The sequence below is a fragment of the Micrococcus luteus genome (assembly GCF_014138885.1).
Taxonomy (GTDB): Bacteria; Actinomycetota; Actinomycetes; order Actinomycetales; family Micrococcaceae; genus Micrococcus; species Micrococcus luteus.
Window position 1 is genome coordinate 1,675,323 of the sequence record NZ_JACJIK010000001.1, and the last position, 24,362, is coordinate 1,699,684.

Below are 24,362 nucleotides of genomic sequence, written 5' to 3' on the forward strand. Positions count from 1 at the left end.
ACGCCGGCACGGCACGACCCCCTCCCCACTCCACGAAAGGTGATCCCCCATGACCACGATGAAGGCAGCCGTCGTCACCCAGTTCGGCACAGAGGCCGACGTCACGGAGGTCGAGCGTCCGACGCCCGGCCAGCACGAAGCGCTCGTGAAGCTCATCTCCTCGGGCGTCTGTCACACGGACCTGCACGCGATGGAGGGCGACTGGCCGGTGAAGCCGACCCCGCCGTTCATCCCGGGCCACGAGGGCGTGGGCATCGTCGAGGAGGTCGGACCCGACGTCGAGAACCTCAAGGTCGGGGACATGGTCGGCAACGCGTGGCTGTGGCGAGCGTGCGGCCACTGCCAGTACTGCCGCACCGGGTGGGAGACCCTGTGCGAGGAGCAGGTCAACGGCGGCTACTCCGTGGACGGTTCGTTCGGTGAGTACATGCTCGTGGATGCCCGCTACGCGCCCGTGATCCCCGAGGGCGCGGACCCGATGGAGGTCGGCCCGATCCTGTGCGCCGGCGTCACGGTGTACAAGGGGCTGAAGCAGACCGAGGTGCGGCCCGGGCAGTGGGTCGTGATCTCCGGCATCGGCGGCCTGGGGCACATCGCGGTGCAGTACGCCGTGGCGATGGGCATGCGCGTGGTGGCCGTGGACGTCGCGGACGACAAGCTGGCGCTCGCCTCTCGGCACGGCGCGGAGCTGACCGTGAACGCGAACGTCGCGGACCCCTCCGTGGAGATCCAGGAGAAGATCGGCGGCGCCCACGGCGTGCTCGTCACGGCCGTGCACCCGCAGGCGTTCGGCCAGGCCATCGCGATGACCCGCCGCGGCGGCACCATCGTGTTCAACGGCCTGCCCCCGGGCGACTTCCCCGCGCCGATCTTCGACATCGTCCTCAAGGGCCTGACCATCCGCGGCTCGATCGTGGGCACCCGGCAGGACATGGTCGAGGCACTCGAGTTCTACGAGGCCGGGAAGATCCACCCGACGTTCCACACCCGCCCGCTCACCGAGATCAACGACGTGTTCGACGAGATGCGCCACGGCAAGATCGAGGGCCGCGTGGTCATCGACTACGCGATGCAGGACTGACGTGGCGCCTGGGCGTCGGCTGGGCGCGGGGTAGTATCGACACATCACGCGCACCAGTGCGACGGCGGTCGTCCCGCCCGGAGATCCGGGCCGGGGCGGCCGCCGTCGTCGTCGCGGGGACGGGACGGGCCGCAGCGATTCCGGTGCGCGAGCCTCAGCGGGCCGCGGCCGGGGCGACGCCGTCGCGCAGCCACTCCAGCGTGGCCGGCCAGAAGGCCGGCGCGAACCGCGCGTGGAACAGTCCGAAGTGCCCGATCTCCGCGACACCGAGCTCCTCCGGCCGCACCCGCCAGCGCACCGTCTGCCGACCCGGCGAGTAGGCGTCCGCGCGGTCGAGGGCGGCGTCGGTGCCGAAGTCGTCGTCCACGGGCGCCACGATCAGCGCGTCCGCCGTGAACGCGGCCAGACGACGGCGCAGCTCGTCCCGGCCGGCGCCGGTGCGGGCGCTCGCGGTGAAGTCGCGGCGACTGCGCGCCCAGTCCAGGGCGACCCCGCGCGGCAGGTCCTCGAGCCAGCCGAGCCGCCGCCCCGGGAAGTGCCCGCGGGCCAGCGTGATCGCCGGCATCGCCGCGTGCCAGCGCGCCCACATCCGCGCCCTCCCCGGCCGCGCCCGGTAGTCCCGCCAGTAGGCGTGCTGCCCGCCGACGGCCACGTGCCGGGCCACATGCCGCGCCTCGTCCGCGAGCCCGACGCCGAACCCGCCGAAGCTGTGGCCCACCGTCAGGAGGGGGCCGGGCAGGCGCGTCCGGGCCCAGCCGAGCACGGCGTCCGCGTCGAGGGCGCCCCAGTCCGCCCACCGCGCCCGCCGCGCCACGGCGAACGGCTCGCGGGACTCCCCGACACCCCGGTAGTCGAACGTGACCGCGTGGAACCCGTGGCCGGCGAGGAACTCCGCGTAGCGCCGGTAGTACGTGGCCTTCACCCCGGTCGCCGAGGCGATCACCACGGTGCCGGCAGGCGAGGCCGGGGGCGTCGTCATGGGGGCCAAGTGGCGGGCCGCGAGCACGAAGCCGTCGCGGGCGCGGAGGCGCACGAGGGTGGAGGTGGTCTGCGTCACGCCGCCACCCTAGGCGCGGGGCGGCGCGACCTGCGACACAGACCTGCGACACAATGGGCCCATGACTGAGACCCCCCAGAGCTCGTCCGGCCAGAGCCGGGACGAGATCCTCGCCCGCCTCGAGGAGATCTACGCGAACGACCCCGCGGTGCGCGAGCACGGCGTCACCCTCGGCGAGGTGGCCGAGGGGCGCGTGGTGCTGCACCGCGACGTCACCGCGGACATGGTGAACTCCCACGAGATCTGCCACGGCGGCTTCCTGTTCCACCTCGCGGACTCGGCGCTGGCGTACTGCGTGGCGACCTTCGGCGCCGCCCCCGTCACCCGGCGCGCCGAGATCACCTACGTGGCGCCCGCCAGGCTCGGCGCGCACCTCGTGGCGACCGCCCGCCAGTCGGTGGAGTTCGGCCGCGACCGCATGATCGAGGTCGGCATCGAGGCGGACGGCCAGCTCGTCGCCTGGTTCACCGGCCACTCCACGAGCCCGCGGGTGCACGCGTGAGCGCCGGGCAGGACGCGACGACGGCCGGGCCGGTCGTCGAGTCGGTGGAGCTGCACGTGGCCGCGGGGGCGGAGGCGGCGTTCGAGGCCGCCGTCGCCGAGGCCGAGCCGCTGTTCCGGGACAAGGGCGCGACGTCCTTCGCGCTGTCCCGGCAGGTGGAGGACCCGGCGCGCTACCGGCTGCTGATCGGCTGGCGCACGCTCGAGGACCACACCGTGGCCTTCCGCGAGTCCGACGCGTTCCTCGCGTGGCGTGCGCTCGTCACCCCGCACCTGGCGCAGCCGCCGGCCGCGACCCACTGGTCCGCCGTCTGACCCCCGCACCCCCCGTTTTCGTTCGGGAAACGGCGGTCCCCGGCGCGTTTTCGTTCGAGAAACGGCGCGAGGGCCGACCGTTTCCCGAACGAAAGTGCCCGACACGCCGCCGTTTCCCGAACGAAAGTGCCGACTGAGACGCGGTCGGTTCAGAGGTGACGGCCGGCCAACCGCGTGAGGCTCGACTGGATGCCCCGCCCGTTGTCCGCCGGCACCCGCAGCAGCTCGTACGCGCGGCGCACGGCCGGCCGGGCCCACGAGTAGTCGAAGGTCTCGGTGACCTCGGTGGTGCCGTCCCCGTTGTCCCGGAACGCCCAGCGCCACCGGTGTCCGCCCGGGTGGGCCCACTCCACGAGCTCGTCCTCGTCCACGGCGGTGGCGGTCAGCGTCATCGTGTACGGCACCCCGTACTTTCGCATGGCCACGCGGAACCGGTCGCCCACGGCCAGCCGGTGCGGCCCGCTCACCTTCGGCCGCACGGTCCCGGATCCGTCCGCCTCGTGATGGCGGTGCGGGTCCGCGAGCATCGCCCACAGCTCGTGCGCCGGCGCGGCCACGGTGACCCGGTAGGACACCTGGTGCTCGCCGGTCTCCACGCGCTCGGGCCACGCCGCCTGCGGGGCGGCCTGCGGCAGCCCGGACGACGACGGCGCGGCGGCGGACTCGGTCTCGGGGGTGGCGGACGAGGGGGTCGGCTCGGTGCTCATGCCGCCCAGTCTAGGAACCGCCGCGGACACCGGAAGCGGAGGCGACGGCACCCCTCGGCGGGACACCACAGGACTCTTGCCGGGGGCCCGCCCCGGGCCTAGGGTCAGGTCATGGGCGCATGGGGCAGAAACGTCTTCCAGAACGACACCGCGCTGGACATCGTGGACGAGGTCCTCGACGGCACCTTCGACCTGGACGAGTTCCGCAAGAACTTCCGTCGCGACGAGGACGAGGGCCACCTGACCGCGAGCCAGGGCGCCGCACTCCTCACCCTCGGGGCGCTCGTGCGGATCGCCCGGAACGAGGACCACGCGGACCTCGAGGCCCTGCTCGAGCACGCGGAGACGGACGAGGTGGACCTCACCGCCTTCATCGACCAGTTCTCGGACGAGGACGTCGAGACCCTGCGCGAGCTGATCGGCGTGGTCATCCGCGAGCCCTCCTGCTCCGAGCTCTACCAGCTCTGGGAGGAGTCCGGGGAGCTCGAGCAGTGGCTCGAGTACTCCCGCGAATGCCTGCCCTGACCGGCCGGCCGGGCCGGGGTGGACCCGGCCCGCGCTCGGCCCCGCCCCGGCTCAGCGCGCGTAGCGGGTGAGCCGCAGCGAGTTCAGCACCACGAGCACGCTCGAGGCCGCCATCGCGCCGCCGGCGATCATCGGGTTGAGCAGGCCCAGGGCCGCGACCGGGATGCCGAGCACGTTGTAGAGGAACGCCCAGAACAGGTTCATCCGGATGATCCCCAGGGTGCGGCGGCTCAGGTCGAGCGCCTGGACCACCTGGTGCAGGTCGTCGCCCATCACGGTGATCTGCGCGGCCTCGCGGGCCACGTCCGTCCCCGAGCCCATGGCGATGCCCATGTCCGCCGCGGCGAGCGCCGGGGCGTCGTTGACGCCGTCGCCCACCATGGCCACCACGGCGCCCTCGGACTGCAGGCGCGTCACCACGTCCACCTTGTCCTCGGGGCGCACGCCGGCCACCACGTCCTCGGCCGGGATCCCGACGGCGGCCGCCACCTGGGTGGCGACGGCGGCGTTGTCCCCGGTCACCAGCAGCGGGCGCAGGCCGAGCTCCTTGAGCCGGGCGATGGCGTCCGCCGAGGTCTCCTTCACGGTGTCCCGCACGGACAGGACGCCGGCCACGCGGCCGCCGACCGCGACCCATACGGCCGTGGCGCCGGCCTGCTCCGCGGCCTCGAACGCGGCCCGGTGCTCGGCGGGGATGCCGCCGTCGAGGGCGGTCTCGAGGACGGAGCCGCGGCCGACGGCCACGCGGACCGGGGCCGGGCCGGCGGCGTCGTGCGCGCCGGAGCCGAGGGCGCCGTCGTCGTGGGGGAGGGCGACCAGCCCGGACACGCCGCCGCCGGCTGTGGAGGCAAAGTCCGCCACGTCGGGCACGGTCAGGCCGCGTTCCTCGGCGCCGGCCACGATCGCGCGGGCGATCGGGTGCTCGGACCCGCGCTCAACGGCGGCCGCCAGGGTCAGCAGGACGTCGGCGGCCTGGTCCGGCGCCGTCTCGGCCACGAAAGCGCTCCGGGAGGCGCCCGTTTCGGCCACGAAAGCGGGGTCGAGGACGAGGACGTCCGCGAGCGCCATGCGGCCCTCGGTCACGGTGCCGGTCTTGTCCAGCACGATCGTGTCCACGGTGCGCGAGTCCTCGAGCACCTCGGGGCCGCGGATGAGGATGCCCAGCTGCGAGGCGCGGCCGGTGCCGGCCAGCAGGCCGACCGGGGTCGCCAGACCGAGGGCGCACGGGCACGCGATCACGAGCACGGCCACGCCGGCGCGCAGCGCGGACGGCAGGTCGCCGGTCACCAGCATCCACACCGCGAAGGTCAGCACGGCGATCCCGAGCACGATCGGCACGAACACGGCGGAGATCCGGTCGGCCAGCCGGGCCACGCGGGCCTTGCCGGTCTGCGCCTCGGAGACGAGCCGTCCCATCTGGGCGAGCGTCGTGTCCGAGCCGACGCGGGTCGCGCGGGCCACGAGCCGGCCCGAGGTGTTCAGGGTGGCGCCGGTGAGGGCGTCCCCGGGGCCGACCTCCACGGGCACGGACTCGCCCGTGAGCAGGGAGGCGTCCACGGCGGAGGTGCCCTCGAGCACCTCGGCGTCCGTGGGCACTTTCTCGCCGGGGCGGATCAGCACGACGTCGCCCGGCGCGAGGGACTCGGCGGGCACCGTGCGCTCGTCGTGGGTCTCGGGGTCGTAGAGGGTGGCCTGGGCCGCGCCCAGGTCCAGGAGGGCCCGCAGCGCGGCGCCGGCCTCCCGCTTGGCGCGGGCCTCGAGCCAGCGGCCCAGCAGCAGGAACGTGGTGATGACCGCGGCCGTCTCGAAGTACAGGCTGTGGTGGGCCATCTCCGCCATGGTCCCGCCCACGTGGGCGGTCATGTCCGGCGCCAGGATCAGCTCCACGGCCGAGAAGGAGAAGGAGACGAGCACGCCCAGGGACACGAGGGTGTCCATCGTGGACGAGCCGTGCCGGGCCGCGCGGAACGCCGCCGAGTGGAACGGCCACGCCGCCCACAGCGCCACGGGCGCCGCCAGGGCGAACGCGACCCAGCCCCAGTGCGGGAACTGCAGCGCCGGGACCATGGAGATCAGCACGAGCGGCACCGTCAGCACCGCCGCGCCGATCAGGCGCGGCTTGAGCACGTCCTCACTCGGACCGTGGGCCATGTGGTCGTGGTGGTCCACGCCGTCATGGTCCGCGGCATGCTCCTCGCCGTGCTCGGAGGTGTGCGCGTGCCCGGCGTGTCCGGCGTGTCCGGCCGGCGGGGCGGGACGGCGCACGGTGGCGCCGTACCCGGCCTTCTCGACGGCGGCCACGAGCTCCTCGTCCGAGACGCCGGCGGGCGCGGTGACGGTCGCCTGTTCGAGCGGCAGGTTCACGGACGCCGTGACGCCCTCGAGCTTGCCCAGCTTGCGTTCGACGCGACCCACGCACGAGGCGCAGGTCATGCCGGTGACGTCCAGGTCGACGCGGCGGGTGGTCTCGGCCGGCGGGCCGGCCGGGGTGGAGGAGGCGGGGTGGGTCATGGGGCTCAGCCCTCCACCAGCGTGTAGCCGGCCTCCTCGACGGCGGCGCGTGCGGCGGCGGGGTCGAGGGGGCCCTCGGAGGTGACGGTCGCGGTGGACACGCCCCCGGCGTTCAGGTCGACGTCCACGGCGGAGACGCCGGCGATCTCACCGAGCTCCTCCCGGACGGAGGCGACGCAGTGGCCGCAGGTCATGCCGGTGATCTTCAGGTCGGTGGTGGTCATCTCGTGCTCCTCGTGCGGTGGTGGGTGGGCGACGGCGCCGGTCAGCGCAGCAGGCGGCCGAGGGCGGCCGTCGCCTCGGCGACCTTCTCGTCGATGAGCTCGGTGCGGCCTTCCGCCTCGGCCTGCACCGCGGCCTCGGCCACGCAGTGACGCAGGTGCTCCGAGGTGAGGTTCAGGCTGAGGGACTGCAGCGCCTTCGTGACGGCGGCGATCTGCGTGAGGACGTCGATGCAGTACACGTCCTCGTCCACCATGCGGTGGAGGCCGCGCACCTGCCCCTCGATGCGGCGCAGTCGCGCCAGGTGCTTGGCCTTGTCCCGGTGGACCTCGTGCGGGGGCCGGTGGCCGTCGCAGGCGTCCGCCGCGGCGGACGGAAGGGGCGAGGCGGCGGCGGGCGCCGTCGTCGTGCTGTCCGTGCTCATACCCCCTGTTCTATACTCCAGGGGGGTATAGGTCAAGGGGTCGGCCGACGCGGGTGCCCTCCTCCGGCAGCGGGGTGGCGGCTTCGCCCAGATCGGCGATCAGGCCGCGGACCTCCAGGTCCAGGGCGTCGCGCACGCCGCGCACCTGCTCGAGGCTCATGCCGCGGATCGACGGCACGGACCACTTCTGCACCTGCGCGCCCTCGGGGATCTCGAACGGATCCGCGCCGTCGAAGAGCACCACGATCTCGGCGGCCCGGAGCACGTCCGGGTCCAGACCCTTGGTGTACGTGTGGTGCAGCGGGATGCCGATCTCGTTCATCGCCTCGAACGCGGTGGAGATGACCTCGCCGGCAGGCTCCGTGCCGGCCGAACGGGCCCTGACCGCGCCGTGGGTGCGGTTCTCGAGCAGGGCCGCGGCCATCTGCGAGCGGCCGGCGTTGCCGTGGCAGACGAACAGCACACGCGGGTGGCGGGACTCGATGCTGCCCTGGTTGATCGCCTTGGCGCGCAGGCGCGAGGCGGCATGCTGCACCGCGGTGGTCGGCAGCATCTCCGGATGGCGGCTCGTCGCGGCGAGCTCGGCGTAGGAGTCGAACAGGATCTGACGCACCGTCGCCTCGTCGGCCACGCCGGGGAAGCGCGCCATCAGCGGCCCGACCTCGCGCTCGAGCACGTGCGCGGCCATCCCGTGCGGCACGGGGTCCACCGCGGCGGGGATGTCCGGCGCGGCCGTCGTGTCCAGCGGCATGTCGTCCACCGCCGGGGCGTGATCGGCGTGGGGGTCCGGGGGGATGGGGGTCATGGTGCGAGTCCTCCGGGGAAGGCGGTCGGCTGAACGCGAGGTGAACGGGTGCCCCCACCCTGCGACGTCGGGTGTGCCGGCGCAAGCCTTGACGGGATCCCTCCGCGCCCGACGACGCTGCTCGCCGCCGTCGTCGGGGCGGTGGCCGACGCCCGGGCCCGGAGCGGGGGTCCGCCGAGGTGGGAGAGAATGGGGGCCATGTCTGTCCGCTCCCTGCTCCCGGACCTCGGCGCCCCCGCGACCGGGGCCCCCGAGGCCGCCGTCCCCCCGTTCGCCCGGGCGGTGCTGTGGGCGCACGGGGACGACGCGTGGCGGGGCGAGGGCGGCTGGACCGTGCTCCTGGACGGCACCGACCGGCTCCGCCGGCTCTCCGCGCTGTGGCAGGCCGCCGTCGCCGGGCGACCGGACCCGACGGCCCCGCTGCGGGGCTGGATCTCCTCGACCTTCGCCGATGACTCGCCCGAGCCCGCGGTCCTGCGCATCCCCGCGGATCTGCGCCGCGCCACGCCGTCCGGCGTGCGGGACGTGGCCCAGCACGTGGACGCGGACGCGCTCGCAGCCGCCGTCGCCGCGGACCGCGGAGCCCGGCTGCTGGCCGACGGCGAGGTGCCCCTGCCCGCCGACGTCGCCGACCTCGCCTGGGACGACGCCGGCTACGCGGCCGGGGTGCGCGAGCTGCTGACGCGGATGGCCGACTCGGGCGGGGAGCTGGCGAAGGTCGTGATCAGCCGCACGATGACCGTCCCCGCGGACGACGCCGACCTGTGGCGGGCGATCGGGGCCCTGCGCCGCGAGTACCCGCAGACCTGGGTGTTCGCCGTCGGCGGGCTGCTGGGCGCCACGCCCGAGGTCCTCGCCACGCGGCACGCGGGGCTCGTGGGCTCGCGGGTGCTGGCGGGGTCCATGCCGCGCGGCGCGGACGAGGAGGAGGACGCCGCGCTGCGGGAGCGTCTGGCCTCTGATCCGCGGCTGGCGGAGGAGCATCGCTGGGCCGCGCGGTCGGTGCTGGACGCGCTGGCGCCCGTCGTCGACCTCGCCGACGACGACCCCGCGCCCACCGTCCTGACCCTGCCGAACGTGCACCACCTGGCCACGTCCGTGCGCGGCCGGCTGCGGGACGGGCGGGGGACCGTGCTGGACGTGGTGGCCGCGCTGCATCCGACGGCGGCCGTCGGCGGGACCCCCACGCCGGACGCGGTGAGGGTGATCGCGGAGGTCGAGCCCGTGGACCGCGGCCGCTATGCGGGCCCGGTCGGGTGGCTCGACCAGGACGGCGACGGCGAGATCGCCCTGGCGCTGCGCTGTGGCCAGCAGGTGCCCGGCGGGGTGCGGCTGCAGGCCGGGGGCGGGATGGTCCCGGGAGCGGTGCCCGAGGAGGAGGTCACGGAGATCCGGGCCAAGTTCCTGCCGATGCGCCGAGCGCTGGGCGTCGCCGAGGACTGAGGCCTCCCGTGCCGGTCGCGCTTTCGTTCGGGAAATGGCGGCGTGTCGCGGTGCTTTCGTTCGGGAAACGGCGTCGCACGCCGGATTCGCGTGGGCGGCGATGGAACGGCGTCCAGGAGCGGAGGTGCCGGATGGCCGCATCAGCAAGGAGCGGTGACGCCGTTTCTCGAACGAAAGCGTCCGGGGAGGCGAGAAGACCCGCCGGCCACGGCCCCTCGCGGGGCGGGCCGACGGGTCGTCGCGTCGGTATGGGGGATCAGGCGGCGACGGCCATGGCCTCGTGGGCCGGCGTCGCGGCCTGGAGGCGGCGGGTGGCCTCGCGCTCGGCGAGGGCCGGCAGGAAGGTGGTGATGCGGGCGCCGCGCTTGAGGTCGGCGACGACCTCGCGGACGACCGAGCGGACGGTCTCGGCGGTGACGGTGCCCTCGAAGCGGCGGAGGAGGGTCTCCTCGACGCGCTGGAGCACGTGGCGTTGCATGAGGGGGCTCGGGGCGGTGGGCAGGTGGTGGCTGGTCGTGTTGATGCTCACGGTGAGCACCTCCTTTGGTTGCCGGACCACGAGTCCGGCGGATCGTCGCGGCGGGGCCGCGGGTGATGAGTTCGGTGGAGTCCCGACCTCGCGTTCCGTAAACGCTAGGTGAACTGCTTGTGAACAAGTTTACAGATTTCCTCCCGGAGTGCAACTCCGTGTTCACCAACGTGACCTGTGACACCCTGTCGCGCATGCCTGCATGGCGCGAAATCAGCGCAATCATGCGGTTCTCGGATCGAGGTGCCACGAGCGGCAGGCGAACAGCAAGATGAACAGAAGGTGAACGGCACCGTTCATCTCGGCCCCCTGCCCCTCCGCCCGGCCCGGTGCGAGGCTGGGACCATGCGCCCCGACTGCCACTCCGCCCCGACCTCCGCGGCCGCCCTCGCCCGCGAGGCCGTGATCCTCGCCGGCGCCGGCGCGGCGATCCTGCTCCAGGTGGCGCACCGGCCGGTGGGGGCCGGCGTCGCCGTCCACTCCCGGTTCACCGAGGACCCGATGCGCCGGCTCCGCCACACGCTCGCCTACATCTACGCGGTCACCCTCCCCGAGGCCGCGTCGTTGCGAGACGCGGTCGTCGACCGGGTGCGGGCGGCGCACCGCCCGGTCCGCGGGGTCGACGCCGGAGGCCACCCCTACGACGCCGCCGACCCGGACGCCCAGCTCTGGGTGGCCGCCACCCTCTACGCGATGGGGGAGCAGGTGCGCCGCCGGATGTGGGGCGCCCTCGACGCCGAGGACGCCGACCGCCTCTACCGCGGGTACGCCCCGCTCGCCACGAGCCTGGAGGTCCCCGCCTCCGCCTGGCCGGTCGACCGCGCGGCGTTCGCGGACTACTGGGACGACCGGGTGGCCCGGCTCGAGGTCACGGACGACGCGCGGCGGATCGCCGCCGACCTGTTCTCCGGCCAGGGCGTCCCCGCGCCGCTGCGGGCGGCCCTGCCCCTGGCCCGGTTCGTCACCGCCGGCCTCCTCCCGGGGCGCGTGCGCGCCGGCCTCGGCTGGTCCTGGACCGGGCGGGACTCCGTCCGGGAGGCACGCCTCTGGGGGCTGGCGCGGACCCTGTACCGGCCGCTGCCGGCGAGGGTGCGCGGCGTCGTCGTCCGCTGGGTCCTGCGGGGGCTGCCCCGGATGCCGGGGCCGCGCGGCGCCGTCGACGTGGAGGCGACCCGCCGCGAAGTCCGCCCCGTCTGGGAGAATGGTGCCGATGTCTGACTACCAGCCCCGCCGCCCCGGATCGAAGCCCACCCCGAACCGCCAGAGGGACCGCGCCGGCAAGCCGGCCCTCGGCCGCCCCGAGCGCGGCCTGATCGACGAGTCCGAGGCGCGCCAGCTCGCCGAGGACCGAGAGCGCATGCGCCGCGCCGGCGTCGGCCACCAGCTCTCCGCGCCCAAGCGCCGCGAGGCCGCCACCGCCGAGCGCCCCCAGGTGATGCCGAAGACCGAGGGCTGGACCCAGCCGATGGGCCCGGACGGCCGACCGCAGCTGCAGTTCAAGCAGCCGCGCGTCTCCCAGCCGCCCACCCACCTGGCCGACCTCACGCTGAAGGAACGGCAGGAGAAGGCCAAGGAGATCGGGCTGCCGGCGTTCCGCGCCAAGCAGCTCTCGGTGCACTACTTCGAGCACTACACCACCGATCCGGAGCAGATGACGGACCTGCCCAAGGACAAGCGGGAGGCGATCGCGGAGGCGTTCTTCCCGCCGCTGCTCACCGAGGTCCGGCGCATGGAGACCGACCGCGGGGACACCGTCAAGTTCCTGTGGCGGCTGTTCGACGGCGCTCTCGTGGAGTCCGTGCTCATGCGGTACCCCGGCCGCGTGACGCTGTGCGTGTCCAGCCAGGCCGGCTGCGGGATGAACTGCCCGTTCTGCGCCACCGGCCAGGCCGGGCTGACCCGCAACATGTCCACGGCGGAGATCGTGGAGCAGATCGTGCTGGCCAACCAGGTGATCGCCCAGGGCGGACTGGGCGGCAAGCGCAAGGATGGCGGGCACGACGCCGACCGCGTCACCAACGTCGTGTTCATGGGCATGGGTGAGCCCCTGGCCAACTACAAGCGCGTGATGGCCGCCGTGCACCGCATGGTGGACCCCTCGCCCGAGGGCCTGGGCATGTCCGCGCGGAACATCACGCTGTCCACCGTCGGCCTGGTGCCGGCCATCCGGAAGCTGGCCGAGGAGGGCGTGCCGCTGACGTTCGCGCTGTCCCTGCATGCGCCGGACGACGAGCTGCGCGACGAGCTGATCCCCGTGAACTCGCGCTGGAAGGCGGACGAGGCGATCGACGCCGCGTACGACTACTTCGTGGCCACCGGCCGCCGGGTGTCCATCGAGTACGCGCTCATCAAGGACATGAACGACCACGCGTGGCGTGCCGACCTGCTGGCCAAGAAGCTCAACGCCCGGGGCAAGGGCTGGGTGCACGTGAACCCGATCCCGCTGAACCCGACGCCGGGCTCCATCTGGACCGCCTCGGAGAAGGACGTGACGCGCGAGTTCGTGGACCGGCTCAACGCCGCCGGCATCCCCACCACCCTGCGCGACACCCGTGGCAAGGAGATCGACGGCGCGTGCGGCCAGCTGGCGGCCGAGGACGTCGACTGACCCGCCGAGGCCCCTCGCGCGGCGCTCACCGGCCCGTCCGCGGGCAAGTCGCGAGGCCGGCGTCGGGAGGCGCCGTCAGAAGCGGACGGTCTCGCTGTCGCCCGGGTGGGCCTCGCCGCCGGTGACCTTGGCCTTCACCAGCTCGACGGCGGTGGCCACCGCGCCCGGGGACTCCCAGAACTGGGCGGTCTGCACATCCACGCGCACGAGCACGATCTGCGGATCCTCGGGGCTCGAGCCCTCACCGAAGAAGGCCTCGGTGGCCGGGTTCCAGAACTCCTTCTTGCGCGCGTCGTCGCGGACGAGCTGACCGTGGCCCGCGAGGGAGGCCCAGAAGTCCTTGTCCTGCACGGCGACGTTGACCGGGCGCTGCGGAGCGTCCGCGGCGACGTCGGAGGTGGCGCCCGTGAGGAACCAGAGCGTGCCGCCGTCCTCGGCCTGTTGCAGGCCCATCGGGCGGGTGACGAGCGTGCCGTCCCGCTCAGCGGTGGTCAGCATGCAGACGTTCACCTTCGCGAGCTTCTCGAGCAGACGGGCGCGGGGATCCTGGGTGCCCATGGCGTGACTCCTTCGTCGTCGGGTGCCGGCGCCCTGATGTGGCCACCGGCTCGTACCACCGACCCTAGGCACGGCCAGGCGGGTCCTGACCAGCGCTCAGCGGCGCACAGCCGCGGCGAGCCAGTCGACGGCGAGGGCGTAGCCCTGGACGCCCGCCCCGGCGATCACGACGTCGGCGACGGCGGAGACGTGCGAGTGGTGCCGGAACGCCTCGCGCCGGTGGACGTTGGAGATGTGCACCTCGGCGATCGGCCGGTCGACGGCGGCGAGGGCGTCGCGGATCGCGATGGAGGTGTGCGAGTACGCGGCGGGGTTGATGAGGACGCCAGCGTGGGAGGTGCGGGCCTCCTGGATCCAGTCGATGAGCTCGCCCTCGTGGTTGGACTGTCGGAAGTCCACGGTCAGCCCGTGCTCGGCCGCGCGGGCCTCGGTGAGCGCACGGACGTCGTCGAGGGTGGCCGTGCCGTAGACCTCGGGCTCGCGGGTGCCGAGCAGGTTCAGGTTGGGGCCGTTGAGCACGAGCAGGGGCAGGGCGGGAGTGGCGGTCATGCGGTCAGTCTAGGAAGCGACGACGACGGCTCCCGTCTCGGCCGCGACAGTGCGTGGAAGGCGCCCGTTTCCCGAACGAAAGTGCCGGGACACGCCGCCGTTTCCCGAACGAAAGCGGGGTGGGGCGGAATAGGTGCGGCGGGGTGTCCGTTGTGGTCGGCAGGACGATCGCCGGCGTGAGCGCGTCGGCCCCGCTGACGAAAGGACCCACCGTGGCCACCAAGGACCTGACCCTCGAGGAGTTCGGCTCCACCGTCGCCGAGAACGACACCGTGCTCGTGGACTTCTGGGCCGGCTGGTGCGGCCCGTGCCGCCAGTTCGCCCCCGTGTTCGAGGCCGCCTCCGAGAAGCACGAGGACGTCGTGTTCGCCAAGGTCGACACGGAGGACCAGCAGCAGCTGGCGGCGATGGCCGGCATCACCTCCATCCCCACGCTCATGGCCTTCCGCGGCGGCGTGCTCGTGTTCTCCCAGGCCGGCGCCCTGCCGGGCACCGCGCTCGAGCAGCTGCTCGACCAGGTCAAGGGCCTCGACGTCGCGGAGGTCCGCCGCATGGCCGAGGAGCAGCAGGGCCAGCAGGGCGACGCCGAGCCGGCGCAGGACGAGGCCGTGCAGTCCACCGCCGCCCACCTCGACGACGTCAACGGCCGCTGACGGCCCGCGCGGCGTCGCCGCGCCGGCCGCTCACCGCGGGTCGAACGCCCCCTGCTGCCACTGCTCCACGAGCCACGGGCTGAACGCCCGGGGGACGGCGGCCAGGGCGGCGGCCAGATCGGCCGGCTCCACCCAGCACCACTCCGCGACCTCGTCCCGCTCCGGGGCGGGGTCGCCGTGCATCCGGGCCCGGAACACCGGGCAGATCTCGTGCTCCTCCATGCCGGAGGCGTCTGCGGCCCGGTAGCGGAAGTCGGGGAGCACCTCGACGACGTCGGACACCTCCACGCCCAGCTCCTGCGGGGCGCGGCGCAGCACGGCCTCCGCGGGGGACTCGCCGGGGCCGGGGTGCCCGCAGAACCCGTTGGTCCACACCCCGGGGAACGCCGCCTTGCCCAGCGCCCGGCGGGTGAGCAGGAACCGGTCGGCCTCGTCGTACACGTGACAGGAGAAGGCCAGGTGCAGGGGCGTGCCGCCGTCCTCGGTGCGGCGGTGGACCGTGGCCTTGGCCTCCGTGCCCACGGCCTCGCCCTCCGGGGACAGCAGGACCACGCGCTCGACGTCGTCGGGGCCTGCGACCGGGACGTCCGAGGCCGCCAACCACGGTCGGGCGACGGGGGAGGGGCGGTCGGGCGGGGAGGGCGTGGCCGGGGTCTGCATGCCTCTCAGTGTGGCAGGCGAGCCGGGCCACCCATCAGATGTGGGCCACGTCACCTCAGTCCGATCCCGACGGCCGGGCGTGGCTAGAGTGCTGAGGTCGGCGCCACACCCCGGCGCGTCCCACGTCACTCGAGGAGAGCACCCCCATGGCCTTCGCCGCCCTGTCCCGTTCCGCCCGTCTTGCCGGCCTGTCCGCTGCCGCGCTGCTGGCCCTCACCGCGTGCGGCGGTCAGGACTCGTCCGACGCCGACGCGTCCGCCTCGACGACGGCGCCCGCCTCCGCGTCCGCGCAGGGTGCGGAGTCGTCGTCCGCCTCGGCGTCGTCGCTGTCCGCGGCCCCGGCCGACTACGAGGCCGGCACGTGCTTCACCGCCCCGCTCGGCGCCCGTGACCTGTCCTCCTTCGAGACCACCGACTGCGAGGGCGCCCACACCGCGGAGTACCTCTGGGCCGTGCCGGCCGTGGCCGAGGGTGAGGAGGCCGACCCGGCCGCCGCCCAGACCTGCACCGCCCAGGCCCAGCGCCTGAGCGAGGAGAAGGAGGACCAGCTGAACGGGGCCGTCCTGACCTCCTCCGAGCTGGGCAACTACGGCACCGACGAGAAGCACTGCGTCGTGTACGGGGTCTCCGGTGAGTGGGAGGGTCAGATCGTGGACCCGGAGATCACCCTGGAGACGGCGTCCGCCGACGCCTGATCCCGCCGGCGGCCCCGTGCGTCGTGAGATCGCGCCGCCCGGGACCGCCGCGGATGGACGCGGGACCGGCGCGGCCCGTAGTGTCTTCTGCGTCCAGAAGTTAGACGGTCGAACAGATGCGGCGGTCGGTGCCGCGTCGTGTCCGCCACCAAGGAGGCGCCATGGGTGAAGTGAGGACGGGCGGCGAGGCCGCGCTCTCCGGGGTGACCGCCGAGCTGGACGCCGCGCTCCGACATGCCGCGGCCCAGGCGCCCGGATCCGCCGCCTTCGCCGAGCTGCTCGACTCGCTCCACGTCCATGTGGGCGCCGGCAAGCTCATCCGCCCCCGTCTCGTCGAGCTCGGCTGGCGCCTGGCGACCGCCGACCCGGTCCCTCCGTCCGGCCGCGCTGCCGTCGACCGGCTCGGGGCCGCCTTCGAACTGCTGCACACCGCACTGCTCGTCCACGACGACGTCATCGATCGGGACGTGCTGCGGCGCGGCCAGCCCGCCGTGCACGCCTCCGCCCGGCACCGCCTCGAGGCCCGCGGGGTGCCCGCCGCGGACGCCACCCACGCCGGGGTCGCCGTCGCCCTCATCGCGGGGGACGTCCTGCTCACCCAGGCGTTCCGGCTCGCCGCCACCTGTGCCGCCGACACCGCCCGTGCCGCCGAGGCCGCCGCCGTCGTCTTCGACGCCGCCGCCGTGACCGCGGCCGGCGAGCTCGAAGACGTGCTCCTGGGGCTGTCCCGCCACACCGGTGAGGAGCCCGATCCCGACCGCATCCTCGCCATGCAACGGCTCAAGACGGCGCACTACACGGTCGGCGCGCCCCTGCGCGCCGGCGCCCTCCTGGCCGGGGCGGATCCCGACCTCGCCCGGGCGATGGGCGAGGCCGGCGCCGACCTCGGCGCCGCCTACCAGGTGATCGACGACGTCCTCGGCGTGTTCGGCGATCCCGGGGAGACCGGCAAGTCCGCCGACGGCGACCTGCGCGAGGGCAAGGCCACCGTGCTCACCGCCCACGGCCGCCGCATCCCCGCCGTCCGCGCCCTGCTCGACGCGGGCCCGGCCACCCCCGCGGACATCGAGGCCGCCCGCCGCGCCCTCGAGGCGGCCGGTGCCCGGGAGCACGCCCTCGACGTCGCCGCCGAGCTCACCGTCCGCGCCCGCGAGCGCATCGCGGCCCTGCCCCTGGACGAGACGGTCCGGGCGGAGTTCGCCGACGCCTGCCACGCCGTGCTGACCCGGAGGTCCTGAGATGGCCGCGCCCACCCCGAGCCCTGCCGCGCTGTACACGCGGACGGCCCACACCGCAGCGGCCCAGGTGATCCGCCGCTACTCCACGTCCTTCTCCTGGGCCTGCCGCACCCTGCCCCGGCAGGCACGCCAGGACGTGGCCACGATCTACGCCATGGTCCGCGTCGCCGACGAGGTGGTCGACGGCGTCGCGGTGGCCGCCGGGCTCGACGAGGCCGGGGTCCGCGCCGCCCTGGACGACTACGAGCGGGCGTGTGAGGCCGCGATGGCGTCGGGCTTCGCCACCGACCCGGTCCTGCACGCCTTCGCCGACGTGGCCCGTCGCCACGGCATCACCCCGGAGCTGACCCGTCCCTTCTTCGCCTCCATGCGCGCGGACCTGGGGATCCGCGAGCACGGCGCCGAGTCCCTGGACGCCTACATCCACGGCTCGGCCGAGGTGGTGGGGCTGATGTGCCTGCAGGTCTTCCTCTCCCTCCCCGGCACGCGGGCCCGGACCCCGGGCCAGCGGCAGGAGCTGCGCGCGCAGGCCTCCCGGCTGGGGGCGGCGTTCCAGAAGGTCAACTTCCTCAGGGACCTGGCCGCGGACCACCACGAGCTGGGCCGCACCTACCTGCCCGGTGCCGCACCGGGCGTGCTCACCGAGGCCCGCAAGGCCGAGCTCGTGGCCGAGGTCCGCGCCGACCTCGACGCCGCCCTGCCCGGCATCCGTGTCCTGGACCCCGGGGCCGGGCGCGCCGTGGCCCTGGCGCACGGACTGTTCGCGGCCCTGGTGGACCGGATCGAGGCGACCCCGGCGGCCGAGCTGGCCCACCGCCGTGTCCGGGTGCCGGACCATCAGAAGGCCCGGATCGCCGCCCGCGTCCTGGCACGGGGCCGCCGGGGAGGCCGCCGATGAGCGCCCGGGACACCGCTCTCGGCCCGCGCACCGTGGTGGTGGGCGGCGGTTTCGCCGGACTGGCCACGGCGGGCCTGTTGGCCCGCGACGGGCACCGGGTGACGCTGCTGGAGCGCGGCGCCGTCCTGGGCGGCCGTGCCGGACGCTGGTCTGAGGCGGGGTTCACCTTCGATACCGGGCCCTCCTGGTACCTGATGCCCGAGGTGATCGACCGCTGGTTCCGCCTCATGGGGACCTCCGCCGCCGAACGGCTGGACCTGCGCCGTCTGGACCCCGGCTACCGGGTGTACTTCGAGGGGCACCTCCACGAGCCCCCCGTGGACGTGCGCACCGGCCACGCGGAGACGCTGTTCGAGTCCCTCGAGCCCGGCGCCGGGCGCCGGCTGCGGGCCTACCTCGACTCCGCGTCCCGGATCTACGGGCTCGCCAAGGAGCACTTCCTCTACACGGACTTCCGCCGGCCGGCCGCCCTGGCCCACCCGGACGTCCTGCGCGCCCTGCTGGCCCTCGGGCCCCAGCTGCTGGGGGGCCTGCGCTCCCACGTGGCGGCCCGCTTCCAGGATCCCCGGCTGCGCCAGATCCTGGGCTACCCGGCGGTCTTCCTCGGCACGTCCCCCGACCGTGCCCCCGCCATGTACCACCTGATGTCCCATCTGGATCTCGCCGACGGCGTGCAGTACCCCCTCGGCGGGTTCGCGGCCCTCGTGGACGCCATGGCGGAGGTCGTGCGCGAGGCCGGCGTGGAGATCCGCACCGGGGTCGAGGCGACCGCCGTGGAGGTCGCGGACCGTCCCGCCCCCGCCGGCCGCCTCGGACGCCTGGCCGCCCGCCTGCCCAGGCCGGGAGCAGCCCGCGGGGACGAGGGCCGACGTCGCCGCCCGGGCCAGGTGACCGGCGTCGCCTGGCGGTCCGACGACGGCGCCGCGGGACGCCTCGACGCCGATGTGGTGGTGGCCGCCGCGGACCTGCACCACGTGCAGACCCGTCTGCTGCCTCCCGGCCGGCGCGTCGCGGAGTCCACGTGGGACCGGCGCGACCCCGGTCCCTCCGGCGTGCTCGTGTGCGTGGGGGTGCGCGGATCCCTGCCCCAGCTGGCCCACCACACCCTGCTGTTCACGGCGGACTGGGAGGACAACTTCGGGCGCATCGAGCGGGGAGAGGACCTCGCCGCGGACACGTCGATCTACGTCTCGCGCACCTCCGCCACGGACCCGGGCGTGGCCCCGGAGGGCGACGAGAACCTCTTCATCCTCGTCCCGGCCCCCGCCGAGCCGGGGTGGGGGCGTGGCGGCATCCGGGTCCGCGACGGCCAGAGCTGGCGGGTGGATCGCGCCGGGGACGCCCAGGTGGAGGCCGTGGCGGACCGGGCCCTCGATCAGCTGGCCCGCTGGGCCGGGATCCCGGACCTGGCCGAGCGCATCGTGGTGCGGCGCACCTACGGGCCCGGTGACTTCGCCGCGGACGTGCACGCCTGGCGGGGTTCGCTGCTGGGCCCCGGGCACACGCTGGCGCAGTCGGCCATGTTCCGTCCCTCGGTGCGGGACGCGGACGTGGCCGGCCTGATGTACGCGGGCTCCTCGGTGCGTCCGGGCATCGGGGTGCCCATGTGCCTGATCTCCGCCGAAGTGGTCCGCGACGAGCTGCGCCACGACGCGCGCAGGGCCCGGCCCGCGGGCCCCGGGAGGAGCGGCACATGATCCGCACCCTCTTCTGGGCGTCCCGGCCGGTCAGCTGGGTGAACACGGCGTACCCGTTCGCCGCCGCCGCGATCCTGACCGGGGGGCTGCCCGCGTGGCTGGTGGTCCTGGGCGTCGTGTTCTTCCTCGTGCCCTACAACCTGGCCATGTACGGCATCAATGACGTGTTCGACTTCGCCTCGGACCTGCGCAACCCCCGCAAGGGGGGCGTGGAGGGCTCCGTGCTGGGCGACCCCGCGGTGCGCCGCCGGGTGCTGGCGTGGTCGGTGCTGCTGCCCGTGCCGTTCGTGGCCGTGCTCGCGGGCTGGTCCGCCGTGCGGGGCGAGTGGGCCGCCGTGCTGGTGCTCGCGGTGAGCCTGTTCGCGGTGGTGGCGTACTCCTGGGCGGGGCTGCGGTTCAAGGAGCGGCCCTTCCTGGACGCCGCGACCTCCGCCACCCACTTCGTCTCCCCCGCGGTCTACGGCCTCGCGCTGGCCGGGGCGACCCCCACGCCCGCCCTGGCGGCGCTGCTGGGGGCGTTCTTCCTGTGGGGCATGGCCTCGCAGATGTTCGGGGCGGTGCAGGACGTGGTGCCGGACCGGGAGGGGGGCCTGGCCTCGGTGGCCACCGTGCTGGGCGCTCGGCGCACCGTCCTGCTCGCCGCCGGCCTGTACGCGGCGGCGGGCCTGCTGCTGTTGGCCACCGACCCGCCGGGTCCGCTCGCGGCGCTGCTGGCCGTGCCCTACGTGGTGAACACCCTGCGCTTTCGCCGCATCACGGACGCCACCTCGGGCGCGGCCCACCGCGGCTGGCAGCTGTTCCTTCCGCTGAACTACGTGACCGGCTTCCTCGTGACCCTGCTGCTGATCGGGTGGGCGCTGACCCGGGGGGCGGCGGGATGATCTACCTGCTGGCCCTGCTGGGTGTCATCGGCTGCATGCTGCTGGTGGACCGGCGCTTCGAGCTGTTCCTGTGGCATCGCCCGCTCCCGGCGCTGCTGGTGCTGGCCGCCGGGGTGGCCTACTTCTTCGCCTGGGACCTGTGGGGGATCGCCGAAGGCGTGTTCCTGCACCGGCAGTCGCCCTACATGACCGGGGTGATGCTCGCCCCCCAGCTGCCCCTGGAGGAGGGGTTCTTCCTGCTCTTCCTCAGCCAGATCACGATGGTGCTGTTCACCGGGGCGCTGCGCCTGCTGCGCGGCCGGCGAGGTGACGCCCGTGCCGCGACGCCGGCCGATCCGACCGACGGGGGCAGCCGGTGACCTTCCTCGACCTCGTCCTCGTCTTCGTGGGCTTCGCCCTGGCCGTGCTCGTGGGCGCCGCCCTCGTCGGCCGCGTGCGGGGCGGGCACCTGCGGGCCGTGGCGGCCACCCTGGTGGCCCTGTGGGCCCTCACGGCGGTCTTCGACAACGTGATGATCGCCGCGGGGCTCTTCGACTACGGCCATGAGCTGCTGGTGGGTGCCTACGTGGGCCAGGCGCCCGTGGAGGACTTCGCCTACCCGCTCGGCTCCGCCCTGCTGCTGCCGGCGCTCTGGCTGCTGCTGACGAGCCGTGGTCGTGCCGGTCGGCGCGGCCCTCGGCCGGGACGCCGCCCCCACCCGGACGATCGCTGACATGCTGCCGCTGATCCCCGCAGACCTGTTGCGCGCGCTCGGCCTGATCCTCGTCCCGGTCGCGGCGGTGCACGCCGGATGGCCGTCCGCGGCGGCGATGCTGCTCGTGTTCGGCTCCCAGTGGCTCACCCGCTGGCTCGCCCCGGGCGGCGCCCTGGACTGGGCCGCGCAGGCGGTCCTGCTGCTGGCCGGGTGGCTGAGCGTCATCGGCCTCTACCCGCGGGTGCCGTGGCTGGACCTGCTCGTGCACGCCGCCGCCTCCGCCGTGGTCGCCTGTCTGACGGCACTGGTGGTGGGGGCATGGCTCCGGCGTCGGGGGACCGAGGCCGGGCAGGCCGTGGCCCTGCTCGGCCCGGGCCTGGCCGGGCTGGGGATCGCGGCCGCCGCCGTGGCCCTGGGCGTGGTGTGGGAGCTGGCCGAATGGTGGGGGCACACGGCGGTGACCCCCGAGATCGGTGTGGGCTACACGGACACCATCGGCGACCTCGCCGCCGACCTCGTCGGCGCCGGGATCGGCGCCGCCCTCGCCGTGCGCCGGGAGCGCATCCGGTGACCCCGGCCCGCCCCACGGTCTCCGTGGTCGTCCCGGTGCTCGACGACGCCGAGCACCTGCGCGTGTGTCTCGCCCTGCTGGCCGCCCAGAGCCGGCCGGCGCTGGAGGTGGTGGTGGTGGACAACGGCTGCGTGGACGACTCGGCGGTGCTCGCCCGCGCCGCCGGCGCGCGGGTGGTGCACGAGCCGCGCCGCGGGGTCCCGGCCGCGGCGGCCGCCGGCCTGGACGCCGCGGTCGGGGAACTGCTGGTGCGCTGCGACGCCGACACGCGGATGCCCGCGGACTGGCTCGAACGGATCGTGGCTCGGTTCGACGCCGACCCCGGGCTCGACGCCCTCACCGGGCCGGGGACCTTCCACGACCAGCCCGGCCTCCGGGGACAGGTGCGGGCGGCGCTCTACACCGGCGCGTACCGCTGGGGGGCGGGCGCCGCGGTGGCGGCCACCCCCGTCTGGGGCTCCAACTGCGCCCTGCGCGCCGAGGCGTGGCAGGCTGTGCGGACCCGCGTCCACCGCGAACGCGGGGACGTGCACGATGACCTGGACCTGTCCTTCCAGCTGGCCCTGGCCGGCCGCCGGATCCGGTTCGATCCGGACCTGCGGGTGGAGGTCGCCGGGCGCATCTTCCACTCCCTGCGCCAGCGGGTGCGGCAGGGCCGGATGGCGGTCACCACCCTGCAGGTCAACTGGGCCCGGCTGTCCCCCGGGCGGCGGTGGCTGCGCCGGGCGGCCCGGTCACGCCCCCGGCCCCACTGGGGGCGTGGCCCCGACGGTCAGTCCCGCGACTGAGCGCCGCCGGCGCCGCGGGCTCGCCTGTCCAACGGGTTGCGACGCAGGGGCAGCCGGTCCACCAGCGGCCGCAGCAGGCCGCGGGTGCGGGGACGCTCGCCGCCGTCGTGCCGGCGCCTGGCCTCGGCCAGGATGTTCGCGGCCATCTCCGGGAACACCACGGCGTGGAAGGGCAGGATGGCGGTCCAGTAGGCGCGTCCGAGCAGGCCGTCCGGCATGAAGACCGCCCGCTGGCGGTAGACGGAGCCTCCGCCCTCCCGCGGCTCGGTGCTCAGCTGCAGCCAGGCCCGCCCGCCGGCCTTCATCTCCGCCCGCAGGGTCAGCCGCCGCCCCGGCTCCACGTCCTCCACCCGCCACCAGTCCACGGCGTCGCCGCGTCGCAGGTGGTTCGGGTCCCGCCGGCCGCGGGTCAGGCCGGGCCCGCCGGCCAACTTGTCCATCAGCCCGCGGATCTTCCACAGCAGCGGGGTGGAATACCAACCGTTGGCGCCGCCCACCGACTCGATCACCGGCCACACCTCCTGCGCGGGCAGGTCGGACTCGCGCTCGCGCTCGTCCGTGTAGACCGTGGTGCCGGCCCACTCGGGATCCGAGGGCAGGGAGGCGGCCGGGTCCGCGGAGCTCTGGAGGTCCGCGTCGAAGGTGACGTCCAGGGGACCCTCCTTCTCCCGCTTCAGCGCCAGCCGCACGGCGTCCATGTAGGAGGTCAGCCCGCCCGGCGGGTCCGGGATGAGGTCGCGGACCGAGCGGTCCTCCACGACCGCCTCCTCGGCGAGGGATGCGGCCAGGGGCAGGGCCACCGCGACCGGGATGGGGGTCACCATGCCGATCCAGAAGCCCGCCAGGGTCTTCAAGGGCAACGGGGTGGGGATCACGATGCGCCGGGACAGGCCGGCGGCCTTGGCGTAGTCCACCAGCACGCTCGCGAACGGCTGGGGGTGCCCGTTGCCGATCTGGGCCCGCAGCTGCACGGGCTCCGGGAGGGCGCAGGCCTGCAGGAGGTAGTACAGGACGTCGCGGATGGCCAGCGGCTCCACCCGGTTCCTCAGCCAGGACGGGCCGGGCATCACGGGCAGCCGCTCGGCGAGGTGGCGGATCATCTCGAACGAGGTGGAGCCCGAGCCGATGATCACCCCGGCCTCGAACGTCAGTGCCGGGGTCGCCGCCCGCTCGAGACGCTCGGCCACGAGGGCGCGGGAGCGCATGTGGTCGGACAGCTCCGCGACGGGGACCGTGTCCGGGTGCAGGCCGGAGAGATAGACGAGCTGGGCCACGCCGGCCGTGTCCGCGGCGGTGCCCACGATGTCCGCGATCCGCTGCTCCTGGGCCACGAAGTCGCCGCCCCCGCCCATGGAGTGCACGAGGTAGAGCACGGTGTGCACGTCCTGCATGGCGGCTTCGACGAGGTCCGCCTCGGTGAGGTCGAGCTCCACCGCCTCGATGCTGTCCGACCACGGTCGGTCCGCGAGGTCGGAGGGGTTCCGGGCGCCGGCCCGGACGTCGAAGCCGGCGGCGAGCAGCTCGGGGATGAGGCGCCCGCCCACGTAACCGGTGGCACCGGTGACGAGGACGCGACGGCCCCGGCCGTCCGGCAGGGACAGGCCGAGGGGGGAGGTGTGGGACGCCGGCGTGGCACCGGCGGGGACGGGGGAGGGCTGTGTGGACGCCATGGGCGCACTCTAGGGTCCGGGGCGGGTCGGGCTGAAGGTCTCAGGTGTGCGGACCCGGGGCCCGTGAGTGGGCACGCCGCCG

At 74.6% G+C, this 24,362-nt stretch carries 28 protein-coding genes; 17 read left to right on the forward strand and 11 right to left on the reverse strand.

Translation table 11 applies throughout. The features are described from left to right. Positions 1–49 precede the first annotated feature (49 nt). Complete coding sequence (gene adhP / locus HDA34_RS07745) at positions 50–1,081, forward strand: alcohol dehydrogenase AdhP (protein ID WP_041103404.1); 1,032 nt, start codon at positions 50–52, stop codon at positions 1,079–1,081. 154 nt (positions 1,082–1,235) lie between these two features. Here adhP and HDA34_RS07750 read toward each other — a convergent pair whose 3' ends face one another. Next, positions 1,236–2,138 carry an alpha/beta hydrolase family protein gene (locus tag HDA34_RS07750; RefSeq protein ID WP_134377382.1) on the reverse strand — a complete coding sequence of 301 codons (903 nt, stop codon included), beginning with the start codon at positions 2,136–2,138 and terminating at the stop codon, positions 1,236–1,238. Between the two features lie 61 nt (positions 2,139–2,199). Between HDA34_RS07750 and HDA34_RS07755 the strand changes: the two genes are divergently transcribed. Continuing rightward, positions 2,200–2,640 carry a hotdog fold thioesterase gene (locus HDA34_RS07755; RefSeq protein WP_020624653.1) on the forward strand — a complete coding sequence of 147 codons (441 nt, stop codon included), beginning with the start codon at positions 2,200–2,202 and terminating at the stop codon, positions 2,638–2,640. Continuing rightward, positions 2,637–2,954, forward strand: a complete 318-nt coding sequence (locus HDA34_RS07760; RefSeq protein ID WP_020624654.1) for a putative quinol monooxygenase — start codon at positions 2,637–2,639, stop codon at positions 2,952–2,954. Before HDA34_RS07755 ends, HDA34_RS07760 begins: the two co-directional genes overlap by 4 nt. Before the next feature lie 149 nt (positions 2,955–3,103). On the opposite strand, the gene HDA34_RS07765 is transcribed toward HDA34_RS07760, so the two are convergent. Next, complete coding sequence (locus tag HDA34_RS07765) at positions 3,104–3,661, reverse strand: SRPBCC family protein (protein WP_020624655.1); 558 nt, start codon at positions 3,659–3,661, stop codon at positions 3,104–3,106. Positions 3,662–3,772: 111 nt separating this feature from the next. Between HDA34_RS07765 and HDA34_RS07770 the strand changes: the two genes are divergently transcribed. Further along, complete coding sequence (locus HDA34_RS07770) at positions 3,773–4,186, forward strand: DUF4259 domain-containing protein (protein WP_036316745.1); 414 nt, start codon at positions 3,773–3,775, stop codon at positions 4,184–4,186. Positions 4,187–4,237: 51 nt separating this feature from the next. Here HDA34_RS07770 and HDA34_RS07775 read toward each other — a convergent pair whose 3' ends face one another. From HDA34_RS07775 to HDA34_RS07790, 4 genes are read right to left on the reverse strand one after another with little or no spacing between them, the layout of a single operon-like run. Continuing rightward, positions 4,238–6,697: a heavy metal translocating P-type ATPase gene (locus HDA34_RS07775; RefSeq protein WP_041103401.1), complete on the reverse strand. Its 2,460-nt coding sequence runs from the start codon at positions 6,695–6,697 to the stop codon at positions 4,238–4,240. A gap of 5 nt (positions 6,698–6,702) precedes the next feature. Then, positions 6,703–6,921: a heavy-metal-associated domain-containing protein gene (locus HDA34_RS07780; RefSeq protein WP_041103399.1), complete on the reverse strand. Its 219-nt coding sequence runs from the start codon at positions 6,919–6,921 to the stop codon at positions 6,703–6,705. Between the two features lie 41 nt (positions 6,922–6,962). Beyond that, positions 6,963–7,343 (reverse strand): metal-sensitive transcriptional regulator, encoded by a 381-nt coding sequence (locus HDA34_RS07785; protein WP_010079981.1) that lies wholly within the window; start codon positions 7,341–7,343, stop codon positions 6,963–6,965. Between the two features lie 10 nt (positions 7,344–7,353). Then, positions 7,354–8,148, reverse strand: a complete 795-nt coding sequence (locus tag HDA34_RS07790) for an arsenate-mycothiol transferase ArsC (RefSeq protein WP_041103397.1) — start codon at positions 8,146–8,148, stop codon at positions 7,354–7,356. A gap of 198 nt (positions 8,149–8,346) precedes the next feature. Between HDA34_RS07790 and HDA34_RS07795 the strand changes: the two genes are divergently transcribed. Further along, positions 8,347–9,591, forward strand: coding sequence for an isochorismate synthase (locus HDA34_RS07795; RefSeq protein WP_041103395.1), 1,245 nt, complete (start codon positions 8,347–8,349; stop codon positions 9,589–9,591). A 256-nt stretch (positions 9,592–9,847) separates the two neighbouring features. Here HDA34_RS07795 and HDA34_RS07800 read toward each other — a convergent pair whose 3' ends face one another. Continuing rightward, positions 9,848–10,120: a three-helix bundle dimerization domain-containing protein gene (locus HDA34_RS07800; RefSeq protein ID WP_227448856.1), complete on the reverse strand. Its 273-nt coding sequence runs from the start codon at positions 10,118–10,120 to the stop codon at positions 9,848–9,850. Between the two features lie 345 nt (positions 10,121–10,465). Here HDA34_RS07800 and HDA34_RS07805 point away from each other — a divergent pair, with 345 nt between their 5' ends. Together HDA34_RS07805 and rlmN are read left to right on the forward strand one after the other, a co-directional pair. Then, on the forward strand, positions 10,466–11,338 hold the full coding sequence (locus HDA34_RS07805) for an oxygenase MpaB family protein (RefSeq protein ID WP_020628429.1): 873 nt from the start codon (positions 10,466–10,468) through the stop codon (positions 11,336–11,338). A 217-nt stretch (positions 11,339–11,555) separates the two neighbouring features. Further along, positions 11,556–12,728 (forward strand): dual-specificity RNA methyltransferase RlmN, encoded by a 1,173-nt coding sequence (gene rlmN / locus HDA34_RS07810; protein WP_459536903.1) that lies wholly within the window; start codon positions 11,556–11,558, stop codon positions 12,726–12,728. Between the two features lie 75 nt (positions 12,729–12,803). Here rlmN and HDA34_RS07815 read toward each other — a convergent pair whose 3' ends face one another. Together HDA34_RS07815 and aroQ are read right to left on the reverse strand one after the other, a co-directional pair. Continuing rightward, a complete protein-coding gene (locus tag HDA34_RS07815) occupies positions 12,804–13,286 on the reverse strand; it encodes a pyridoxamine 5'-phosphate oxidase family protein (RefSeq protein WP_134377381.1) in 483 nt (160 codons plus the stop codon). 96 nt (positions 13,287–13,382) lie between these two features. Further along, on the reverse strand, positions 13,383–13,835 hold the full coding sequence (gene aroQ, locus HDA34_RS07820; protein WP_020628425.1) for a type II 3-dehydroquinate dehydratase: 453 nt from the start codon (positions 13,833–13,835) through the stop codon (positions 13,383–13,385). A gap of 212 nt (positions 13,836–14,047) precedes the next feature. Here aroQ and trxA point away from each other — a divergent pair, with 212 nt between their 5' ends. After that, positions 14,048–14,488, forward strand: a complete 441-nt coding sequence (gene trxA / locus HDA34_RS07825; protein ID WP_049145764.1) for a thioredoxin — start codon at positions 14,048–14,050, stop codon at positions 14,486–14,488. 30 nt (positions 14,489–14,518) lie between these two features. Here the strand turns inward: trxA and idi are convergent, their stop codons facing one another. Beyond that, complete coding sequence (idi, locus tag HDA34_RS07830; RefSeq protein ID WP_036384334.1) at positions 14,519–15,148, reverse strand: isopentenyl-diphosphate Delta-isomerase; 630 nt, start codon at positions 15,146–15,148, stop codon at positions 14,519–14,521. A gap of 146 nt (positions 15,149–15,294) precedes the next feature. Here idi and HDA34_RS07835 point away from each other — a divergent pair, with 146 nt between their 5' ends. From HDA34_RS07835 to crtX, 9 genes are all read left to right on the forward strand, one after another. Next, positions 15,295–15,843: a hypothetical protein gene (locus HDA34_RS07835; protein ID WP_020626537.1), complete on the forward strand. Its 549-nt coding sequence runs from the start codon at positions 15,295–15,297 to the stop codon at positions 15,841–15,843. Between the two features lie 161 nt (positions 15,844–16,004). Further along, the gene (locus tag HDA34_RS07840; RefSeq protein WP_134377380.1) at positions 16,005–17,081 is read left to right on the forward strand and encodes a polyprenyl synthetase family protein; all 1,077 of its coding nucleotides are present in this window, start codon (positions 16,005–16,007) and stop codon (positions 17,079–17,081) included. Position 17,082: 1 nt separating this feature from the next. Next, a complete protein-coding gene (locus HDA34_RS07845; RefSeq protein ID WP_010079994.1) occupies positions 17,083–17,979 on the forward strand; it encodes a phytoene/squalene synthase family protein in 897 nt (298 codons plus the stop codon). Beyond that, the gene (gene crtI, locus HDA34_RS07850) at positions 17,976–19,676 is read left to right on the forward strand and encodes a phytoene desaturase family protein (RefSeq protein WP_134377379.1); all 1,701 of its coding nucleotides are present in this window, start codon (positions 17,976–17,978) and stop codon (positions 19,674–19,676) included. Before HDA34_RS07845 ends, crtI begins: the two co-directional genes overlap by 4 nt. Continuing rightward, entirely contained in the window at positions 19,673–20,557 is an 885-nt protein-coding gene (locus HDA34_RS07855; RefSeq protein ID WP_134377378.1) for a prenyltransferase, read from the forward strand. The genes crtI and HDA34_RS07855 overlap by 4 nt, the downstream gene beginning before the upstream one ends. Then, complete coding sequence (crtYg, locus tag HDA34_RS07860) at positions 20,527–20,916, forward strand: C50 carotenoid gamma-cyclase subunit alpha CrtYg (RefSeq protein WP_036314902.1); 390 nt, start codon at positions 20,527–20,529, stop codon at positions 20,914–20,916. The genes HDA34_RS07855 and crtYg overlap by 31 nt, the downstream gene beginning before the upstream one ends. Beyond that, positions 20,913–21,269 (forward strand): C50 carotenoid gamma-cyclase subunit beta CrtYh, encoded by a 357-nt coding sequence (crtYh, locus tag HDA34_RS07865; RefSeq protein WP_134377377.1) that lies wholly within the window; start codon positions 20,913–20,915, stop codon positions 21,267–21,269. The genes crtYg and crtYh overlap by 4 nt, the downstream gene beginning before the upstream one ends. Position 21,270: 1 nt before the next feature. Further along, positions 21,271–21,822 carry a DUF2238 domain-containing protein gene (locus tag HDA34_RS07870; RefSeq protein ID WP_169577817.1) on the forward strand — a complete coding sequence of 184 codons (552 nt, stop codon included), beginning with the start codon at positions 21,271–21,273 and terminating at the stop codon, positions 21,820–21,822. Next, positions 21,819–22,610, forward strand: coding sequence for a C50 carotenoid glucosyltransferase CrtX (gene crtX / locus HDA34_RS07875; RefSeq protein ID WP_036384352.1), 792 nt, complete (start codon positions 21,819–21,821; stop codon positions 22,608–22,610). The genes HDA34_RS07870 and crtX overlap by 4 nt, the downstream gene beginning before the upstream one ends. On the opposite strand, the gene HDA34_RS07880 is transcribed toward crtX, so the two are convergent. Beyond that, complete coding sequence (locus tag HDA34_RS07880) at positions 22,595–24,280, reverse strand: SDR family oxidoreductase (protein ID WP_049145750.1); 1,686 nt, start codon at positions 24,278–24,280, stop codon at positions 22,595–22,597. The genes crtX and HDA34_RS07880 overlap by 16 nt on opposite strands. Positions 24,281–24,362: the final 82 nt, after the last annotated feature.

Excerpts from the sequence above, each read along its gene's own strand:
- HDA34_RS07840 (WP_134377380.1), top strand. The coding sequence starts at position 16,005 with ATGGGTGAAGTGAGGACGGGCGGCGAGGCCGCGCTCTCCGGGGTGACC.
- HDA34_RS07770 (WP_036316745.1), top strand. The coding sequence starts at position 3,773 with ATGGGCGCATGGGGCAGAAACGTCTTCCAGAACGACACCGCGCTGGAC.
- aroQ (WP_020628425.1), bottom strand. The coding sequence starts at position 13,835 with ATGACCGCCACTCCCGCCCTGCCCCTGCTCGTGCTCAACGGCCCCAAC.
- adhP (WP_041103404.1), top strand. The coding sequence starts at position 50 with ATGACCACGATGAAGGCAGCCGTCGTCACCCAGTTCGGCACAGAGGCC.
- HDA34_RS07880 (WP_049145750.1), bottom strand. The coding sequence starts at position 24,280 with ATGGCGTCCACACAGCCCTCCCCCGTCCCCGCCGGTGCCACGCCGGCG.
- HDA34_RS07855 (WP_134377378.1), top strand. The coding sequence starts at position 19,673 with ATGATCCGCACCCTCTTCTGGGCGTCCCGGCCGGTCAGCTGGGTGAAC.
- HDA34_RS07780 (WP_041103399.1), bottom strand. The coding sequence starts at position 6,921 with ATGACCACCACCGACCTGAAGATCACCGGCATGACCTGCGGCCACTGC.
- HDA34_RS07765 (WP_020624655.1), bottom strand. The coding sequence starts at position 3,661 with ATGAGCACCGAGCCGACCCCCTCGTCCGCCACCCCCGAGACCGAGTCC.
- HDA34_RS07755 (WP_020624653.1), top strand. The coding sequence starts at position 2,200 with ATGACTGAGACCCCCCAGAGCTCGTCCGGCCAGAGCCGGGACGAGATC.
- HDA34_RS07785 (WP_010079981.1), bottom strand. The coding sequence starts at position 7,343 with ATGAGCACGGACAGCACGACGACGGCGCCCGCCGCCGCCTCGCCCCTT.
- crtI (WP_134377379.1), top strand. The coding sequence starts at position 17,976 with ATGAGCGCCCGGGACACCGCTCTCGGCCCGCGCACCGTGGTGGTGGGC.
- HDA34_RS07835 (WP_020626537.1), top strand. The coding sequence starts at position 15,295 with ATGGCCTTCGCCGCCCTGTCCCGTTCCGCCCGTCTTGCCGGCCTGTCC.
- HDA34_RS07815 (WP_134377381.1), bottom strand. The coding sequence starts at position 13,286 with ATGGGCACCCAGGATCCCCGCGCCCGTCTGCTCGAGAAGCTCGCGAAG.
- HDA34_RS07805 (WP_020628429.1), top strand. The coding sequence starts at position 10,466 with ATGCGCCCCGACTGCCACTCCGCCCCGACCTCCGCGGCCGCCCTCGCC.
- HDA34_RS07795 (WP_041103395.1), top strand. The coding sequence starts at position 8,347 with ATGTCTGTCCGCTCCCTGCTCCCGGACCTCGGCGCCCCCGCGACCGGG.
- HDA34_RS07870 (WP_169577817.1), top strand. The coding sequence starts at position 21,271 with ATGCTGCCGCTGATCCCCGCAGACCTGTTGCGCGCGCTCGGCCTGATC.
- rlmN (WP_459536903.1), top strand. The coding sequence starts at position 11,556 with ATGCCGAAGACCGAGGGCTGGACCCAGCCGATGGGCCCGGACGGCCGA.
- HDA34_RS07775 (WP_041103401.1), bottom strand. The coding sequence starts at position 6,697 with ATGACCCACCCCGCCTCCTCCACCCCGGCCGGCCCGCCGGCCGAGACC.
- HDA34_RS07845 (WP_010079994.1), top strand. The coding sequence starts at position 17,083 with ATGGCCGCGCCCACCCCGAGCCCTGCCGCGCTGTACACGCGGACGGCC.
- HDA34_RS07790 (WP_041103397.1), bottom strand. The coding sequence starts at position 8,148 with ATGACCCCCATCCCCCCGGACCCCCACGCCGATCACGCCCCGGCGGTG.
- idi (WP_036384334.1), bottom strand. The coding sequence starts at position 15,148 with ATGCAGACCCCGGCCACGCCCTCCCCGCCCGACCGCCCCTCCCCCGTC.